This is a genomic window from Nocardia acidivorans NBRC 108247, assembly GCF_001625085.1.
Lineage (GTDB): Bacteria > Actinomycetota > Actinomycetes > Mycobacteriales > Mycobacteriaceae > Nocardia > Nocardia acidivorans.
The window spans coordinates 1-15,644 of record NZ_BDAW01000120.1 but is presented as its reverse complement, the minus strand read 5'-3'; the positions used below and the strand labels follow the sequence as shown (position 1 = coordinate 15,644).

The window sequence follows — 15,644 nt, the reverse complement described above, 5'->3', positions numbered from 1 at the left end:
TCGGGTGATGCAGCCCGATGTTGGGGCGAATTGTGAGTGAACGCACTTCCGTGAGAGGCTGTTCCGATTAATATGAGGGGGCCTCATGTCTGCGGCATTCGCGTCCCGCGGGGGCTGGGGAACCCGATGAAGGTCATGTTCGACGCGCAGTACATAGGAGATGCACCATGGCTGCTCGAATCGCCTCGATCAGCGGGGTAGAGCACACCGCAATGCTCGGGCTCGGCGTGTACCGCCCCGCCCGGGTCGTCACCAACGATGAGGTCGCCGGGCCGATCGACTCCACCGACGAGTGGATTCGCACCCGCTCCGGTATTCGCACCCGCCGCTTCGCCGGGCCCGACGAGACCATCATCAGCATGAGCGCCGCGGCCGCCCGCGATGCCATCGAGGCCGCCGAGATCGATGCGAACACCATCGACTGCGTAATCGTCGCGACCTCGACCTGGCTGCTGCTCACGCCCGCCGCCGCCCCGCAGATCGCCACCGAACTGGGTCTCAACGGGGTGGCCGCCTTCGACATCTCGGCCGGGTGCGCGGGCTTCTGTCACGCGTTGGCGGTGGCCTCGGATCTGGTCAAGGGCGGTACCGCCCGCAATGTCCTGGTCGTCGGTGTGGAGAAACTCACCGACGCGGTGAATCCGGCCGACCGCGGCACCGCCTTCCTCTTCGCGGACGGTGCGGGCGCGGTGGTGGTCGGCGCCTCGGACGAGCCCGCCATCGGTCCCACGGTGTGGGGTTCGGACGGCACCCAGCATCACGCCATCCGCCAGGACAAGGACTGGATGGACTTCTTCCGCGAAATCGACGCCAACGGCCTGGACGCGGTCCGCCCCTACCTCGCCATGGAGGGCACCGCGGTATTCCGCTGGGCCGCACACTCTTTGGAGAAGGTCTGCCGCGACGCCATCGAACGCGCGGGCCTGACCCCGGGCGAGCTGGACGCCATGGTTCCGCACCAGGCCAACGGCCGGATCATCGAGATCATGGCCCGGGTGCTGCACCTGCCCGAGCACTGCGCGCTGGCCAATGACATCGAGGAGACCGGCAACACCTCGGCCGCCTCGATTCCGCTGGCCATGGAGGCGCTACTGCGGCAGGGCGATGCCAAGCCCGGCGGCACCGCCCTGCTCATCGCCTTCGGTGCGGGCCTGTCCTACGCGGCACAGGTTGTGACACTGCCGAATTGGAAGAGCTGAGGCTCCGCGTCAGCCGAGTTCCCAGACGACGGTGACATCGAAGGTCACCGTCTGCTGGCCCGGCTCCAGCGCGAAACCGCTGTCGTTCGGCGCGGCCTGGCGCAGCATCGGGCTGGGTCCGCCGCTGCTGCCCTCGTTGATGGTCTTGACCTTCTTCAACTTGAGCCCGGCCAGATCCGCGTACTGCTGCGCCCGCGCCTTGGCATCGTCGAAGGCGCGCGCCCGCGCGTCCGAGAGCAGCTTGGCATTGTCCTCGAGCCCGAAGGCCACCGCGGCGATGCGGGTGTCATTACCGCCTGCCTTGACCGCCGCGTCGAGAATGGCCGACGCCTTGGGCAGATCGCGCACCGCGATATGCACGGAATTGCTTGCCTTGTAACCGATGACGGTGCGCCCCTCCGGCCCGTAGGTGGGCTGCACGGAGAGTTCGCTGGTCTTCACGTCCTCACGTTTGACCCCGGCGGTGACCATGGCATCGGTCATGGCCTTGGCCTTGTCGTTCACCCCGTCGACCGCGGTGGAGACATCGGCGGCGGTGACCTCGGCCCCCAGATCCGCATTGAGCACATCGGGCACACCCGACACCTTGCCGGAGCCGACCACGGTCACCGCACGGTCGTTGTCGGTGCCGCAGCCGGTGAGCAGCAGCGCGAGTCCGGTGGCCGCGGCGCAGATCGCTATACGTCGTCGCATACCCGCGAACCTACGCATCGGGGGTGTGGACCACCGGCAAACACGCGCATCACTTCTCGACGGTCCGCTTGATCCTGTCGAGGGTTTCGTTCATACCGGTGACCAGGTTGGCCTCGAAGACCTGTTCGCCGCCGAGCACCTTGTCGATGAGCTTGCGCACCACCGGGTTGACGCCCTTGGGGACATCCCGCCGCTGAATGAGCCGGGTGCCGCCCTCGGTGGGCTCCAGGGTGAAACTCCAGATGGTGAAGTTCTCGTTCATCCGGAAGGCCAGTGCGCGATTGGGTTCGAAGCGCACCACCCGCGAGGTGGTGGGGTAGTACTTCGCGCCGTCGCGATTGAGATTGATGGTCCAGGTGCCGGTCCTGGTCTTGCCGAGCGGCTGCATCCGGACGGTGTTCGGGCTGAACTCCGGCATGCGCTTGAGATCGGAGATGACGCTCCACACCTGCTCGGGCGCCGCGGCGATGTCGATGGTGGCTTCGAGAGTATTCGGCAACGCTGCCTCCGGAAGAACGTGACGATCAGTACTACGCATCCTAGGTGGGTACGGACATATCGTGACAATCGAACATCGCGCGAACAATCCGAACACTGAAATTCAACTAGATCACATTCCGGTGCGGGCGCATGGCCGAATGTAATGGGTGACGCACAATGTGGGATAGACGAAGTAACAGACAGGCCACCAGCTTCCGATGCGAAACGTGAGGTGATCGGCCGTGAAACTGCGCTCGCTCCTGCATCGCAAGACCAGCGTCTCCGACGACTCCGCCGCCGCGAACGGCGTCGATCAGCTCCCGCTCCTCCCGTCGGACGAGATGCGCGATGCCTCCCAGGTTCCCCGCACACCGAGAAGATCCAGACCCGATGGTCAGCTCGAGGAACGATTGGAACGACTGCTCACGCCGAACGAGCTGGATCTGGTTCAGCACCATCGGATTTGACCAGGTGAACGCGCCGGAGTTCCCGCCCTCGGCATCCCCGAGTTCGCGCACGGCGGACACTCGGACCACATTCGACTTGCCAACGCGGCTCATACTTCTCAGGTGACTTCACCAGCTGCCGCCAAGCCGGCCATCCTCAGCGTGGACGACGATCCGGGCGTCTCGCGTGCCGTGGTTCGTGATCTGCGCCGCCGGTACGGGGCGGATTATCGGATTCTGCGGGCGGAGTCGGGCGCGGACGCGCTCGAGGTACTTCGGGAATTGAAACTGCGCGGCCAGCCGGTCGCGGTATTGATCGCCGACTATCGGATGCCGGGTATGAACGGCGTCGAATTCCTGGAGCAGGCCATGGACCTGCACCCGTACGCGCGCCGCGTCCTGTTGACCGCGTACGCCGATACCGATGCCGCCATCGAGGCCATCAATGTCGTCGATCTGGACCACTATCTGCTCAAGCCGTGGGATCCGCCGGAGGAGAAGCTGTACCCGGTGATCGACGCCCTGCTCGACGCCTGGCGCAGCGATGACCACAAGCCGGTGACCGAGACCAAGGTGGTCGGGCACCGCTGGTCCGCGCGCTGCTCGGAGGTGCGAGAATTCCTGGCGCGCAATCAGTTGCCGTACCGCTGGTACCAGTTCGACGAGCCCGAGGGCGCGCGCCTGCTGACCGCCGCCAATGCCACCGAGGATCAATGCCCGGTGATCATCAACTCCGGCGGTGAGGTGCTGATCATGCCCACCGATTCGGAGCTGGCCACGGCGGTCGGGCTCAATACCGTTCCGGCCGAGGACTTCTACGATCTGATCGTGGTCGGCGGTGGTCCGGCCGGGCTGGGGGCGGCGGTGTACGGCGCCTCCGAGGGCCTGCGCACCGTGCTCGTCGAGCGCACCGCGACCGGCGGTCAGGCGGGTCAGAGTTCGCGGATCGAGAACTATCTCGGTTTCCCGGACGGGCTTTCGGGTGCGCAGCTCGCCGATCGCGCGCGGCGTCAGGCCGTGAAGTTCGGGGCCGAGCTGATCACCACCCGCGAGGTGGTCGGGCTGGAACCCTGTGGTTCGGCCCGCGTGGTGCGCTTCGCGGACGGCTCCAAGATCGCCGCGCACAGCGTGGTGATCGCGACCGGTGTGAATTACCGGCATCATCCGGCACCCGGTGTGGATGAATTCACCGGACGCGGCGTCTATTACGGATCGGCCATGACCGAGGCATCGGATTGCTCGGAGCGCGATATCTATATTGTCGGCGGCGCGAATTCGGCGGGGCAGGCGGCGGTGTACCTATCCCGGCACGCGCGGACCGTGCACATTCTGGTGCGGGCGGAATCCCTGGTGGATTCCATGTCGCACTATCTGATCCAGCAGATCGAGCAGATTCCGAATATCAAGGTGCATCCGCGCACCGAGGTGGTCTCGGCCGACGGCGACGATCATCTGGAACGCCTGGTGCTGCGCGACAATGCGACCGGCGCGGAAGAAAAGGTCGATGCCGAGCGGTTGTTCCTTTTCATCGGTGCGGCCCCGGAGACCGAGTGGCTCGACGGTGTCGTACACCGCGACGACCGGGGCTATGTGCTCGCCGGCCCCGATCTGATGGTGGACGGCAGCAAACCGGCCGGTTGGGAACTGCCCCGTCCGCCGCAACATCTGGAGACCAGCGTTCCCGGCGTCTTCGTGGCCGGCGACGTACGGTCGGAGTCGGCGAAGCGAGTGGCGTCGGCGGTCGGCGAAGGCGCCATGGCCGTCATGCTCGTGCACCGCTGGATCGCGAAACAGTAGGAGTTGAGCCGTGGGACATACATACATCTGCGATCCCAATGAACTGCGGGAGCTGTTCCTGTTCGAGAAGCTGACCGACGAACAGCTGGCCTGGCTCTGCAAGGACGGCCGCGTCGAACATTTCGAACCCGGTCTGGTGTACCGCGAGGGCGAACCGGGCACCTGCTTCTACGTCCTGATGGACGGCGAGGTCCGGCTCACCAAGATGTCCGGCGGCGAGGAGATCGAACTGGTCCGCACCGACCATCACGGCTCCTACTCGGGCGCGTGGACCGCGTATATGGGCGACAAGGTCGATCAGCACTACAGCGGATCGTTCTATGTCACCAAGCCGTCCAAATTCTTCGTCCTGGACGCGGGCACCTTCTCCAAGATGATGCAGGAATGGTTCCCGATGGCGGTGCATCTGCTGGAGGGCGTCTTCTTCGGCAACCGCAATGCCAATGAGCGCATCGGACAGCGGGAGCGGCTGCTCGCGCTGGGTTCGCTTTCCGCGGGCCTGACCCATGAGCTGAACAATCCGGCCGCCGCAGCCGTGCGCGCCACCTCCTCGCTGCGCGAACGCGTCGCGGGCATGCGGCACAAGCTGAAGATGATGTCCTCCGGCAAATTCGACTCCGCGACCATGGAGGCGCTGGCGCAATTGCAGGAGGAGGCCGCCGCCCAGGTGGCCAAGGCGCCCACCCTCACACCGATGGAGGCCGCCGACCGGGAGGATGAACTAGGCGATTGGCTGGAGGCGCACGGTATCGCCAACGGCTGGGATATCGCGCCCACCTTCGTCCAGGCCGGATTCGATATCGACTGGCTGGAGAAGGTGCACGGCATTCTCACCGGTTGTGAGGGCGCGGTTTTCGAGGGCGCTATCCGCTGGCTGAACTACACGGTCGAGACCGAACTGCTCATGAACGAGATCGCCGACTCCACCACCCGCATCTCCACCCTGGTGAACGCGGCCAAGCAGTACTCGCAGATGGATCGCGCGCCCTTCCAGGTGGTCGACATCCACGAGCTGCTGGACAGCACGCTGGTCATGCTGGGCCGCAAGATCGGCGACGACATCGAGGTGGTCAAGGAGTACGACCACGCGCTGCCGACGGTGCCCTGCTATGCCGCCGAGTTGAATCAGGTGTGGACCAATCTGATCGACAACGCCATCGCGGCCATGCACGGCCGCGGCATCCTGACCATCCGCACCTATCGCGAAGGTGACTGTGCCGCAATCGAAATCGGCGATACCGGGCCCGGGGTGCCGCTGGAGATCCGCACCCGGATCTTCGAGCCGTTCTTCACCACCAAACCGGTCGGCGAGGGCACCGGTCTGGGCCTGGACATCTCCTTCCGCATTGTGGTGAACAAGCATCACGGTGATATCCGGGTGGAGTCCGAACCGGGTGACACCCGGTTCATCGTGCGACTGCCACTGGAGGGGTCGGCGGCGGCCGTGGCTCCCGAGAACGTCGAAACAGCAAGCACGGCACCCTGATACAGGAGGCGGATGATGTCGGAGAAGGCGCAGATCGAGGGAATCGATCCCACCGTGGCCCCGAGCGGGCCCGGATGCGTGGAATGCGAGGCGAATCAGGGCTGGTGGCTGCACCTGCGGCGCTGCGCGCAGTGCGGGCACGTCGGCTGTTGTGACAGCTCACCCTCCCAGCACGCCTCCAAACACGCGGCGAGCAGCGGACATCCGTTCGCGCAGAGCTATGAGCCCGGTGAGAGCTGGTTCTACAACTATCAGACCGAGGATATGTACGGCGACGGGCCGGAATTGGCCGCACCGCACCATCATCCGGTCGGTCAGACGGTGCCGGGTCCGCGCGAGCGGGTGCCCGCGGACTGGCAGAGTCATCTGAACTGAGTGTGCTCGGTCGGTGAAAACCCCCGGGAGGCATCGCCTCCCGGGGGTTTCGCTCATTCCGGGGGCGCCAGCTTGTGCGTGGTCAGGAACTCCAGCGCCAGATCGGCGACGGTATGCCAGCCGTGATCGGCCGCCATGGAATGGCCTCGGCCCTCGAGCACCTTCAGTTCGGTGACACCCGGATTCCGCTGCTGGAGTGTGAATTCCGACCGCACGATGGCGGCGGGCACGGTCCGATCCGCGGTGCCCGCGATCAGCAGCAGCGGTCCGCGCTGCGCGTACACATCCACGGCCGCTTCGGTTTTCGGGCTCACATTCGACAGCGCCGCCTGGAACAGCGGCTTCACCGGTGCCGGAATCACATACTGCGCGAACAATTGATCCGACTCGGCGCGCGGCACCGCATTGGCGAACGACCGGTGATAGCTGTCCGCGGTATGCGACCAGGTCTTGGATCGCAGCCACGGTCGCGCGAGAATCGGCCCGGCACTGCGCAATTGGGCGGGCGGCAGGATGTAGACGCCCTTGAACTGCGCGGGCGCGATGGCGATGGCGGCGATGGCGCTGCCCTCGGCGAGCAGTTTCTGCGCGATCAGCCCGCCGAACGAATGCCCGATGACGATCGGCGGCGCGGGTAGGTCGGCGATGTATTTGGCGTAGTGGTCGGTGACCTCCGCGATTCCGCGATTGCGCAGTGCGGCCGGATGCGCTCGGGTGCTCGCCGGATCCGGTCCGTCGCCGGGCCAGCCGGGGGCCACGGTCGCGAATCCCGCGCGGTCGAAGTATTCGAGCCACGGGGTCCAGCTGTCGCCGTGCATCCACAGACCGTGCACGAAGACGATGGGGGTTTTCGGTGCGGGCATGAGACCTCCTCTGATCGAAGGTGATTCGTCTCATTTCGCCTCGTAGTGACGATACGGGACCCGTGCTGTCCGCACGCCCGGATTGTTCCGCGCCCCGGTGCGTCGTCCCGCCGTGTCCGGGTACTCTGCCACGAGCGCCGGGCCGGACCCGGTGTGAGGATGCTCAAAAACGGTCTCGGAAAAGGGTTATGAAACAGACTGCGATCGTCGCCCTCGCCGCGGGTGCGCTGGTACTGGGCCTCACCGCGTGCGGATCGGATAAATCCACCGAATCCAGCGGCCTACGCAAGGAAACGACCACCTCCGCCGCGGGCAGATCCGCCGCCCCCGTCACCTCCACGGTGGCCGCCGCGCCGATCGAACCGCCGAGCGGCGCCCCCGCGACCACCGCCGCGGTCAAGAAGAACACCGCGCCCCATGGCGCGCAGACCACCTGTGGTGAATTCCGGGATCTCGACGGGGATACCGAGAAGCAGGTCATCCAGCAGGTGCTCGCCGCGAATCCGGGCTCGAAATTCGACGGCAGCCCGAATGTCGCGCTCGGGACGGCCAAACTCGTCTGCCTCGCGCAGACCTACGCCAATACTCCCGTGGCCAACGCGATCGGCGCGTCGAAGTAACTTCGCAAGGCGTAGTACCGATCAGTCTTTGTGGCGCAGCCGTATTCGATCATGGCGGGTGGTGGGTGGATACTCACCGCGGTTCTGTCCCCGGGCAGGGGTAATGTCCCCGATCGAATGCGTGACGCGAGGACGGGTGAACGAATGGACGCCGGTGAGCTGGTGGAGTTCGAGCGGCATCGACCGCGCCTGTTCGCCCTCGCCTACCGCATGCTCGGTTCGGCGAGCGAGGCCGAGGACGCGGTTCAGGAGACCTATCTGCGCTGGGCCGCCAGCGCCAATACCGAGATCCGTTCCCCCGAGGCGTGGTTGACCACCATCCTGGTGAATCTGTGCCGCGGCTGGCTGGATTCGGCCCGCGCCCGCCGCGAAACCTATATCGGCCCGTGGCTGCCCGAACCGGTCGCCACCGGCGCCGCCGAACTCGGTCCGCTGGAATCCGTGGAGCAGCGCGAACTGGTCTCACTGGCCTTCCTGACCCTGCTCGAGCGACTCACCCCTGCCGAGCGCGCGGTCTTCGTGCTGCGCGAGGCATTCGGCTACGCGCACCGCGAGATCGCCGACATGCTCGACCTCACCGAGGCCAATTCGCAGCAGCTCTACCGGCGCGCCACTCGGCACGTGCGCGAGAACCGCCCGCGCTTCGATCCCGCGCCCGCGCACGCCTACGCACTCTACGAAAAGTTCCTGGCGGCAGCCGGTTCCGGCGATGTGGCCGCGCTCGAAGCCATGTTCACCGCCGATATCGTCTCGGTGGCCGACGGCGGCGGCAAGATCAATGCCGCCCGCCGCCCCGTGGTCGGCGCCGCCAAGGTCGCGTTCTACCTGGTCAAACTCTTCGCCACCGAAACCCCCGGCCTGTCCGTCGGCGTCGAGGATGTCAACGGCGCACCCGCCATCGTGGCGCGCTCGCACGGCACGACCATTTTGGTGGCCGCCGCCGAGATCACCGGCGACCGCATCTCCGCCCTGCGCCTGGTCGCCAACCCCGACAAACTCGCCTATTTCACCCGCACCGCCACACTCACCCCGCGCAACGCCTGACTCCCGGCTCCCCGCCCGTGACGCAGCACACACGCTCGAATTGTCAGGGATCGCCGCCCTGTCCGGTCTAGAAGGTGTCGTCCTAGCGAAAGGGAGTCACTCTCATGACCGAAGCACATCGAATCGTCGTCCTGGGGGCGGGCTACGCGGGCCTGTCCGCGGCCAAGCGGGCGGCGCGGGCGCGGGGTGCGCGTGTCACGGTGGTCGACGCGCGCGCGGAGTGGATCGAGCGCGTTCGACTGCACCAGGCGCTGGCCGGACAGTCGATTCCGCATCGCGATCTCGCGGAGATGCTGGAGCGCAAGGGCATCGAGTTCATTCGGGGGCGGGTGCTGGACATCGATCCGGCTGCCCGCCGGGTGCGGCTCGAGGGGGAGTGGTCGCTCGCCTACGACTCCCTCATCCTGGCCCTGGGCAGCTTCGCCGACACCGGTGCCGTGCCCGGCGCCACCGAATACGCCTACCCGGTCGCCACTCCCGAGGATGTGGCCCGGGTGCCGGCCCTGTCCGGCCGCGTCGCGGTGGTCGGCGGCGGCTCCACCGGTATCGAGACGGCGGCCGAATTGGCCGAATCCCGGCCGGAGCTGGAGATCCACCTGGTGAGCAGTGAGGAGCCGGGTGGCTGGCTCTCGCCCAAGGCGCACAACCACATTCGGGCGGCCCTGGACCGCCTGGGTGTGTGCGTGCACGCCGGGGCCAAGGTCGCCGCGGTGACCGCGACCGGTCTCGAACTGGTCGACGGCGCCGAGCTGCCCGCCGAAACAGTGCTCTGGACAACGGGTTTCGCCGTTCCCGAGGTCGCGGCCCGTTCGGGTCTGGCGGTGAACGCGCGCGGTCGCGTGCTGGTCGACCCCGAACTGCGCTCGCTGTCGCATCCGGAGATCTACGTCGCGGGGGACAGTGCGGTGGTCGCCGGTCCGGCCGAGCGCGCCCTGCGCATGTCGTGCGCGACCGCCCTGCCGACGGGCAAGTTCGCGGCCGCCGCCCTCACCGCTCGTCTGGCGGGGAAGGAGCCCGCGCCGTGGAAGTTCCGCTACCACTTCCAGTGCCTGAGCCTGGGCCGTCGCGACGGTGTCATCCAGTTCGTGCACGCCGATGACACGCCCGCGCGCACGGTGCTGACCGGTCGCGCCGGGGCGTGGTTCAAGGAGCAGATCGTCAGTGGCGCGGTGAAACTGGCCCGCCCCTGAACGCCCGCCGAATTCGTCAACTAATGGTTGACTATCACGCGATGGTCAACCTATAGTTGACGCATGACGAACCCTTTCCGCCTCGACGACCTCATCGACGGCATCAAGAAGGCCCGCCCCGACAACGCGCTCGACCAGCTCTCCGAGGCCGTGGTGCTCGCGAATCACCTCGGTGACCTCGCCGATCACCTCATCGGCCATTTCGTCGACCAGGCACGTCGCTCCGGCGCCTCCTGGACCGATATCGGCGGCAGTATGGGCGTCACGAAACAGGCCGCGCAGAAGCGTTTCGTCCCGAAGGATCCGGGCGATGCCGCGGGTGCCGGGGCCCTGGACCCGAACGCCGGGTTCGCCCGCTTCACCCCGCGGGCCCGCAATGCGGTGGTCGGCGCGCAGGAGGAGGCCCGCGATGCCAACAATGCCGAAATCGTCCCCGAGCACCTGATTCTGGGCATGCTGCGCGATCCGGAATCCCTTGCGATGCAGATCATCATCGCCAAGGGCGTCAGCGCCGACGCCGTGCGCCGCGTCGCCACCGCCGCGGTCCCGCCGGCCGCCGAGAAGGTTCCGGCCTTGATTCCCTTCGACTCTCAGGCCAAGAAGGTGCTGGAACTGACCTTCCGCGAGGCACTTCGCCTGGGCCACAACTACGTCGGCACCGAGCATCTGCTGCTCGCGCTGCTGGAGGTGGAGGCCGGTAGCGGAGTGTTGTCCGGCCTCGGTCTGGACAAGGAGGCGGTCTCCACCGATATCGCCGCCCTGCTCGCCTCGCTCCCCAAGTCCGTCCAAGACGCGCAATAAACCCCGCCTCACCCGTCCCAGGGGCCACGCCCGATACCATGTGGGTATGGCGGACGACGAAGGTTCCGACCTAGTTGCAGGGGAAAAGCGCATCGATCTGGTGCGTGCCCTCTCCTATGTCTCCACGGAGGACGCTCCGGACGGCGGCACCATCGTGAACGGTGACCTCCCGCCCGACGTCGCTCCGGCATTCGTACGCGCCATCATGCGCATCGAAGCCGAGCTCCTCCTCAACGACGCGGAACTGGTCACGGAAGAACAGGGCGAACCCCGCACCCCCGAGGAGCGCCGCACGGACGCCCTCATAGCGCTCCTGCTCAGGGTCGATGACCGGCTGGTGCGTTAGCAGGTCTTCGGCGTTCGGGGCGGAGCCCCCGGCCGGGTGTCAGCGCCCCCTTCTGTGCGGGAGTTCGGGGGCGAAGCTCCCGGGACTTGGCGTCAGCACCTCCCCCGACCTTGCACTCCCATGGGCAGAGTGCTAGAAATGGCTTTGGCACTCCTGACCTGTGAGTGCTAGGTCGGGACGGTGAGGCCCAACGAGGTCGTCCGTCGCGGGCACCGCGCCTGGCCAGATCGTGTCAATCCCCTTGATCTGGAGGATCTCAACGCAATGGCCAAGACAATTGCGTACGACGAAGAGGCTCGCCGCGGTCTCGAGCGGGGTCTGAACGCCCTGGCCGACGCTGTCAAGGTGACGCTGGGCCCGAAGGGCCGCAATGTCGTGCTGGAGAAGAAGTGGGGCGCCCCCACCATCACCAACGATGGTGTCTCCATCGCCAAGGAAATCGAGCTCGAGGACCCGTACGAGAAGATCGGCGCGGAGCTCGTCAAGGAAGTCGCCAAGAAGACGGACGACGTCGCCGGCGACGGCACCACCACCGCCACCGTGCTCGCCCAGGCGCTGGTTCGCGAGGGTCTGCGCAATGTCGCGGCCGGTGCGAACCCGCTGGGTCTCAAGCGTGGCATCGAGAAGGCCGTCGAGGCCGTCACCGTTCGCCTCCTCGCCACCGCCAAGGAGGTCGAGACCAAGGAGCAGATCGCCGCTACCGCCGGTATCTCGGCCGGCGACTCGTCCATCGGTGAGCTCATCGCCGAGGCCATGGACAAGGTCGGCAAGGAAGGTGTCATCACCGTCGAGGAGAGCAACACCTTCGGGCTCCAGCTGGAGCTGACCGAGGGCATGCGCTTCGACAAGGGCTACATCTCGGGTTACTTCGTGACCGACCCGGAGCGTCAGGAAGCGACCCTCGAGGATCCGTACATCCTGCTCGTCGGTTCGAAGATCTCGACCGTCAAGGACCTGCTGCCGCTGCTGGAGAAGGTCATCCAGGCCGGCAAGCCGCTGCTGATCATCGCCGAAGACGTTGAGGGCGAAGCGCTTTCGACCCTGGTCGTGAACAAGATCCGCGGCACCTTCAAGTCCATCGCCGTCAAGGCGCCGGGCTTCGGCGACCGTCGCAAGGCCATGCTGGCCGATATCGCCATCCTCACCGGTGGCGAGGTCATCAGCGAAGAGGTCGGCCTCTCCCTGGAGACCGCCGGCATCGAGCTGCTGGGCCAGGCCCGCAAGGTCGTCATCACCAAGGACGAGACCACCATCGTCGAGGGCGCGGGCGACCCGGAGGCCATCAAGGGCCGTGTCGCGCAGATCCGTACCGAGATCGAGAACTCGGATTCGGATTACGACCGCGAGAAGCTTCAGGAGCGCCTGGCCAAGCTGGCCGGCGGCGTTGCGGTCATCAAGGCCGGTGCCGCGACCGAGGTCGAGCTCAAGGAGCGCAAGCACCGCATCGAAGATGCCGTGCGCAACGCCAAGGCCGCCGTCGAAGAGGGCATCGTCGCCGGTGGCGGCGTGGCCCTGCTGCAGGCGGCTCCGGCTCTGGACGAGCTGTCCCTGACCGGTGACGAGGCCACCGGCGCGAACATCGTTCGCGTCGCGCTGTCCGCGCCGCTGAAGCAGATCGCGTTCAACGCCGGCCTGGAGCCGGGCGTCGTCGCCGAGAAGGTCTCGAACCTTCCCGCCGGCCACGGCCTGAACGCCGATTCGGGCGAGTACGTCGACCTGCTGGCCGCCGGCGTTGCCGACCCGGTCAAGGTCACCCGCTCCGCCCTGCAGAACGCCGCCTCCATCGCGGCGCTGTTCCTCACCACCGAGGCCGTTGTCGCCGACAAGCCGGAGAAGGCCGCCCCCGCGGGCGACCCGACCGGTGGCATGGGCGGCATGGACTTCTGAGTCCAGCCCTCCGGCAACACTTTCCGAAACCGAATCCCGGCCCACCAATTGGTGGGCCGGGATTCGGCGTTGTGGGGGGATGGGATTCGCCGATCCCGGCGATTCGGTGGTGCTGAGCCGATCCCGGCGATTCGGTGGTGCTGAGCCGATCCCGGCGATCCGGTGGTGCTGAGCCGGTCGGCGGTGATTCGGGTTGCGGGCGTGGGTGTTTCCCGCTCAGCCCAGCAGCTGGGAGAAGCGCAGGTGGTTGCCCCAGGGGTCGAGGAAGCCGCAGTCGCGCATGCCGTAGGGCTGATCGATGAGGGGCTGATCGACCTGCACACCCGCCTCGGTGAGCTTGGCGAACAGCGCGTCGACATCGTCGACGCGGAAGATGAGCGTGCCCTGCGCCCCGCTGGCCAGACGTGCCTGTGCCGCGGCGGAGCGCTCGGGGGTGGGGTTCATGGCCGGGTTCTCGATGATGAATTCGATGGTGGGCTGCGCGGCGGGGCCGACTGTCAGCCAGCGGCCGCCGGGGAACGGCATGTCCTGCCGCACCTCGAGGCCGATGATGTCGCGGTAGAACTCGAGAGCCTTCTCCTGGTCGTCGACCAGCAGCGATACGTGGGTGAGGGCGAGGTCGGTGTTGCTCATGGGAGTCTCTTTTCTGTGCTCGAGCGAGGTCATCGGTACAGACGGCCGACCCCGCCGAAAATAATCGATGGACTCGAGCTTTCCCTGAATTTCGCGGTCACATCCCGGTGCGGAAGCGCGCACTGCTGAGGGCGTCGGCGCGTTCGGGCAGCGCCGCGTCGATGAGCGAGTTGACCCGCCCGAGCAGCGGTTCGAGCCGGCGTGGCCGATCAATGACCGCATCGGCGATGATCTGCGCGCCCTGCGCCGGGGTGAGCGCGGCGGCATCGGCGTAGAGCGGATTGGGCGTGATCATGTCCGTGCGCACCAGCGGCATGTACACCGAGGTGAATCGCACGTTCTCGGTGTGTGTTTCGGCCTGCAGAAGGCGGCCCGGCCGATTCCGGAGGAAGCGCCGGTGATCAGCACTCTTCGGCCCGCGATCGCGTCCGAGGGTGCGCTGTCGCCGGATGCGGGACAGCGATACCTGGGTGTCGAGGCTGTGCCGGATGCGGTACAGCAACCCTGAAAGCTCTTGCATACCAAGCGATATTGAGCATCCGTACTTAAATCGGACGGAAATCGGAGAGTGTTCCGCATCCCCACAAATGGGATATCGCTGGACATTTCGGGCATCGGCCGGTCAAGATCGAAACCGGTCTCACTTGGAGACCGAATCTGATGGGGAGATCTGCATGTTTTCACTGGGCAAGGCTGCCCTGGGGCTGGCCACCGCTTCCATGCTGGCCGGTGTGATCGTGGGCGCGGGGCCCGCGAGTGCGAAAGAGGCCGGGCCGGACGGCCGCCTCTACGGTTCGATCGCGATTCTGGAATACGACAACGACACCGAGGACTGGACCGCCGCGTACAACTACCCGAGCTGGGACGAGGCCGACCGCGACGCCCTGAACGACTGCGGCGATCCGAGCTACTGCCATATCGCGGTGCGTTTCGTCGACGGCTGTGGCGCCGTGGCCAAGACCTCCGGCTCGAACGCGCGCTACTTCTGGGGCACCGCCCCGACCCGCTTCGAAGCCGAGCGGCAGGCGCTGGCCGGCGCCTTCCGTCCGTCGTCGATGAGCGCCGCGGGCGGCCCGGGCATCCTGGTCGTCTCCAAGTGCACGGGTAACGCGGGCTGATTCTCAGCCGCTCGCGTGCACGTACAAGGCCGGTCCACCTCGGGTGGACCGGCCTTCGTCGTTCCACATCCCGTTCCTCATCTACCCGGATGCCGTTCGGAGAGCGTGGCCGCGGCGTCGATGGGCCGAATACCGAGCAGCTCGGCCGCGGCCGCGATGGCCGTGCGCGACGCATCGTCGGCGGGCCGAGTCGTGTCGTAGAGGAGTTCGACCAATTCCATTGCCGCGAGTGCCTGGTCTCGGGTGAGCAGTCGTCCGGGGAGCCAGCTGACCCGCCACCGCGCTTCGTCTTCACGGGGTAGTCGCTCCGCGAACTCGCCGACTACACCGCTCGTAATCGACCAATCGCAGACGTACACACGAACAAGGGTGCGCTTCGGGCGCGCATCGGTTAGACCATTCGTTCGGATTGCCCGGTTCGCGCCGCTGACCAGCCGATTTGACTTCGTTCGTAGCGACACGTAACTTTATCCAAGTCAGAGCGACACGGACACCGACCCGGAGCCCCGAGGGCCTGGGAAACGAGGTTGTACGAGGAGCGCCTGACACTCACACTAGCTCCACTGACCAGCGGATTTGGTTCTGCTGTGCGGTACGGGCTAAGCTGTAGGAGTTGCCTCAGAGACTGACCGGGACAAAGAGCCCGCGAATTCCTGTGTGCGTGTG

General features: G+C 66.5%; 18 protein-coding genes. 12 read left to right on the top strand and 6 right to left on the bottom strand.

Annotated elements, in window-relative coordinates:
• Positions 1 to 167 precede the first annotated feature (167 nt).
• The gene (locus tag NA10_RS34280; protein WP_067574867.1) at positions 168 to 1,199 is read left to right on the top strand and encodes a beta-ketoacyl-ACP synthase III; all 1,032 of its coding nucleotides are present in this window, start codon (positions 168 to 170) and stop codon (positions 1,197 to 1,199) included.
• Positions 1,200 to 1,208: 9 nt separating this feature from the next.
• Here the strand turns inward: NA10_RS34280 and NA10_RS34275 are convergent, their stop codons facing one another.
• Both NA10_RS34275 and NA10_RS34270 read right to left on the bottom strand, forming a co-directional pair.
• On the bottom strand, positions 1,209 to 1,892 hold the full coding sequence (locus NA10_RS34275; RefSeq protein WP_157556966.1) for an SIMPL domain-containing protein: 684 nt from the start codon (positions 1,890 to 1,892) through the stop codon (positions 1,209 to 1,211).
• Between the two features lie 49 nt (positions 1,893 to 1,941).
• Positions 1,942 to 2,391 carry an SRPBCC family protein gene (locus NA10_RS34270; RefSeq protein ID WP_067574865.1) on the bottom strand — a complete coding sequence of 150 codons (450 nt, stop codon included), beginning with the start codon at positions 2,389 to 2,391 and terminating at the stop codon, positions 1,942 to 1,944.
• Positions 2,392 to 2,614: 223 nt separating this feature from the next.
• Between NA10_RS34270 and NA10_RS34265 the strand changes: the two genes are divergently transcribed.
• The 4 genes from NA10_RS34265 to NA10_RS34250 all read left to right on the top strand — a co-directional run bounded on the left by NA10_RS34265 (position 2,615) and on the right by NA10_RS34250 (position 6,476).
• Positions 2,615 to 2,839 carry a hypothetical protein gene (locus NA10_RS34265; protein WP_067574864.1) on the top strand — a complete coding sequence of 75 codons (225 nt, stop codon included), beginning with the start codon at positions 2,615 to 2,617 and terminating at the stop codon, positions 2,837 to 2,839.
• A 102-nt stretch (positions 2,840 to 2,941) separates the two neighbouring features.
• Complete coding sequence (locus NA10_RS34260) at positions 2,942 to 4,615, top strand: NAD(P)/FAD-dependent oxidoreductase (RefSeq protein ID WP_067574863.1); 1,674 nt, start codon at positions 2,942 to 2,944, stop codon at positions 4,613 to 4,615.
• Positions 4,616 to 4,625: 10 nt separating this feature from the next.
• On the top strand, positions 4,626 to 6,101 hold the full coding sequence (locus NA10_RS34255) for an ATP-binding protein (protein ID WP_067574862.1): 1,476 nt from the start codon (positions 4,626 to 4,628) through the stop codon (positions 6,099 to 6,101).
• A gap of 12 nt (positions 6,102 to 6,113) precedes the next feature.
• Positions 6,114 to 6,476: a UBP-type zinc finger domain-containing protein gene (locus NA10_RS34250; RefSeq protein WP_373862482.1), complete on the top strand. Its 363-nt coding sequence runs from the start codon at positions 6,114 to 6,116 to the stop codon at positions 6,474 to 6,476.
• A 53-nt stretch (positions 6,477 to 6,529) separates the two neighbouring features.
• Here the strand turns inward: NA10_RS34250 and NA10_RS34245 are convergent, their stop codons facing one another.
• Complete coding sequence (locus NA10_RS34245; protein ID WP_067574861.1) at positions 6,530 to 7,339, bottom strand: alpha/beta hydrolase; 810 nt, start codon at positions 7,337 to 7,339, stop codon at positions 6,530 to 6,532.
• Between the two features lie 188 nt (positions 7,340 to 7,527).
• Between NA10_RS34245 and NA10_RS34240 the strand changes: the two genes are divergently transcribed.
• The 6 genes from NA10_RS34240 to groL all read left to right on the top strand — a co-directional run bounded on the left by NA10_RS34240 (position 7,528) and on the right by groL (position 13,227).
• Positions 7,528 to 7,959 (top strand): hypothetical protein, encoded by a 432-nt coding sequence (locus tag NA10_RS34240; RefSeq protein ID WP_067574860.1) that lies wholly within the window; start codon positions 7,528 to 7,530, stop codon positions 7,957 to 7,959.
• Positions 7,960 to 8,103: 144 nt separating this feature from the next.
• On the top strand, positions 8,104 to 9,003 hold the full coding sequence (locus NA10_RS34235; protein ID WP_067574859.1) for an RNA polymerase sigma-70 factor: 900 nt from the start codon (positions 8,104 to 8,106) through the stop codon (positions 9,001 to 9,003).
• Positions 9,004 to 9,107: 104 nt separating this feature from the next.
• On the top strand, positions 9,108 to 10,193 hold the full coding sequence (locus NA10_RS34230; RefSeq protein ID WP_067574858.1) for an NAD(P)/FAD-dependent oxidoreductase: 1,086 nt from the start codon (positions 9,108 to 9,110) through the stop codon (positions 10,191 to 10,193).
• Between the two features lie 63 nt (positions 10,194 to 10,256).
• Positions 10,257 to 10,994 (top strand): Clp protease N-terminal domain-containing protein, encoded by a 738-nt coding sequence (locus NA10_RS34225; RefSeq protein WP_067574857.1) that lies wholly within the window; start codon positions 10,257 to 10,259, stop codon positions 10,992 to 10,994.
• A gap of 46 nt (positions 10,995 to 11,040) precedes the next feature.
• The gene (locus tag NA10_RS34220; protein WP_067574856.1) at positions 11,041 to 11,340 is read left to right on the top strand and encodes a DUF222 domain-containing protein; all 300 of its coding nucleotides are present in this window, start codon (positions 11,041 to 11,043) and stop codon (positions 11,338 to 11,340) included.
• Between the two features lie 264 nt (positions 11,341 to 11,604).
• Positions 11,605 to 13,227, top strand: coding sequence for a chaperonin GroEL (groL, locus tag NA10_RS34215; RefSeq protein ID WP_067574855.1), 1,623 nt, complete (start codon positions 11,605 to 11,607; stop codon positions 13,225 to 13,227).
• 216 nt (positions 13,228 to 13,443) lie between these two features.
• On the opposite strand, the gene NA10_RS34210 is transcribed toward groL, so the two are convergent.
• Positions 13,444 to 13,860 carry a VOC family protein gene (locus tag NA10_RS34210; protein WP_067574854.1) on the bottom strand — a complete coding sequence of 139 codons (417 nt, stop codon included), beginning with the start codon at positions 13,858 to 13,860 and terminating at the stop codon, positions 13,444 to 13,446.
• Between the two features lie 97 nt (positions 13,861 to 13,957).
• Positions 13,958 to 14,380: a hypothetical protein gene (locus tag NA10_RS37860; protein ID WP_169812702.1), complete on the bottom strand. Its 423-nt coding sequence runs from the start codon at positions 14,378 to 14,380 to the stop codon at positions 13,958 to 13,960.
• 154 nt (positions 14,381 to 14,534) lie between these two features.
• Here NA10_RS37860 and NA10_RS34200 point away from each other — a divergent pair, with 154 nt between their 5' ends.
• Positions 14,535 to 14,978: a DUF4189 domain-containing protein gene (locus NA10_RS34200; RefSeq protein WP_169812701.1), complete on the top strand. Its 444-nt coding sequence runs from the start codon at positions 14,535 to 14,537 to the stop codon at positions 14,976 to 14,978.
• A gap of 77 nt (positions 14,979 to 15,055) precedes the next feature.
• Here NA10_RS34200 and NA10_RS34195 read toward each other — a convergent pair whose 3' ends face one another.
• Entirely contained in the window at positions 15,056 to 15,337 is a 282-nt protein-coding gene (locus NA10_RS34195; RefSeq protein ID WP_067574851.1) for a hypothetical protein, read from the bottom strand.
• Between the last annotated feature and the right edge of the window lie 307 nt (positions 15,338 to 15,644).

What these genes read in the sequence shown, in the direction of transcription:
- NA10_RS34250 (WP_373862482.1), top strand. Translation starts at nt 6,114, where the DNA reads ATGATGTCGGAGAAGGCGCAGATCGAGGGAATCGATCCCACCGTGGCC.
- NA10_RS37860 (WP_169812702.1), bottom strand. Translation starts at nt 14,380, where the DNA reads ATGCAAGAGCTTTCAGGGTTGCTGTACCGCATCCGGCACAGCCTCGAC.
- NA10_RS34240 (WP_067574860.1), top strand. Translation starts at nt 7,528, where the DNA reads ATGAAACAGACTGCGATCGTCGCCCTCGCCGCGGGTGCGCTGGTACTG.
- NA10_RS34230 (WP_067574858.1), top strand. Translation starts at nt 9,108, where the DNA reads ATGACCGAAGCACATCGAATCGTCGTCCTGGGGGCGGGCTACGCGGGC.
- NA10_RS34220 (WP_067574856.1), top strand. Translation starts at nt 11,041, where the DNA reads ATGGCGGACGACGAAGGTTCCGACCTAGTTGCAGGGGAAAAGCGCATC.
- groL (WP_067574855.1), top strand. Translation starts at nt 11,605, where the DNA reads ATGGCCAAGACAATTGCGTACGACGAAGAGGCTCGCCGCGGTCTCGAG.
- NA10_RS34210 (WP_067574854.1), bottom strand. Translation starts at nt 13,860, where the DNA reads ATGAGCAACACCGACCTCGCCCTCACCCACGTATCGCTGCTGGTCGAC.
- NA10_RS34235 (WP_067574859.1), top strand. Translation starts at nt 8,104, where the DNA reads ATGGACGCCGGTGAGCTGGTGGAGTTCGAGCGGCATCGACCGCGCCTG.
- NA10_RS34200 (WP_169812701.1), top strand. Translation starts at nt 14,535, where the DNA reads ATGTTTTCACTGGGCAAGGCTGCCCTGGGGCTGGCCACCGCTTCCATG.
- NA10_RS34225 (WP_067574857.1), top strand. Translation starts at nt 10,257, where the DNA reads ATGACGAACCCTTTCCGCCTCGACGACCTCATCGACGGCATCAAGAAG.
- NA10_RS34275 (WP_157556966.1), bottom strand. Translation starts at nt 1,892, where the DNA reads ATGCGACGACGTATAGCGATCTGCGCCGCGGCCACCGGACTCGCGCTG.
- NA10_RS34245 (WP_067574861.1), bottom strand. Translation starts at nt 7,339, where the DNA reads ATGCCCGCACCGAAAACCCCCATCGTCTTCGTGCACGGTCTGTGGATG.
- NA10_RS34280 (WP_067574867.1), top strand. Translation starts at nt 168, where the DNA reads ATGGCTGCTCGAATCGCCTCGATCAGCGGGGTAGAGCACACCGCAATG.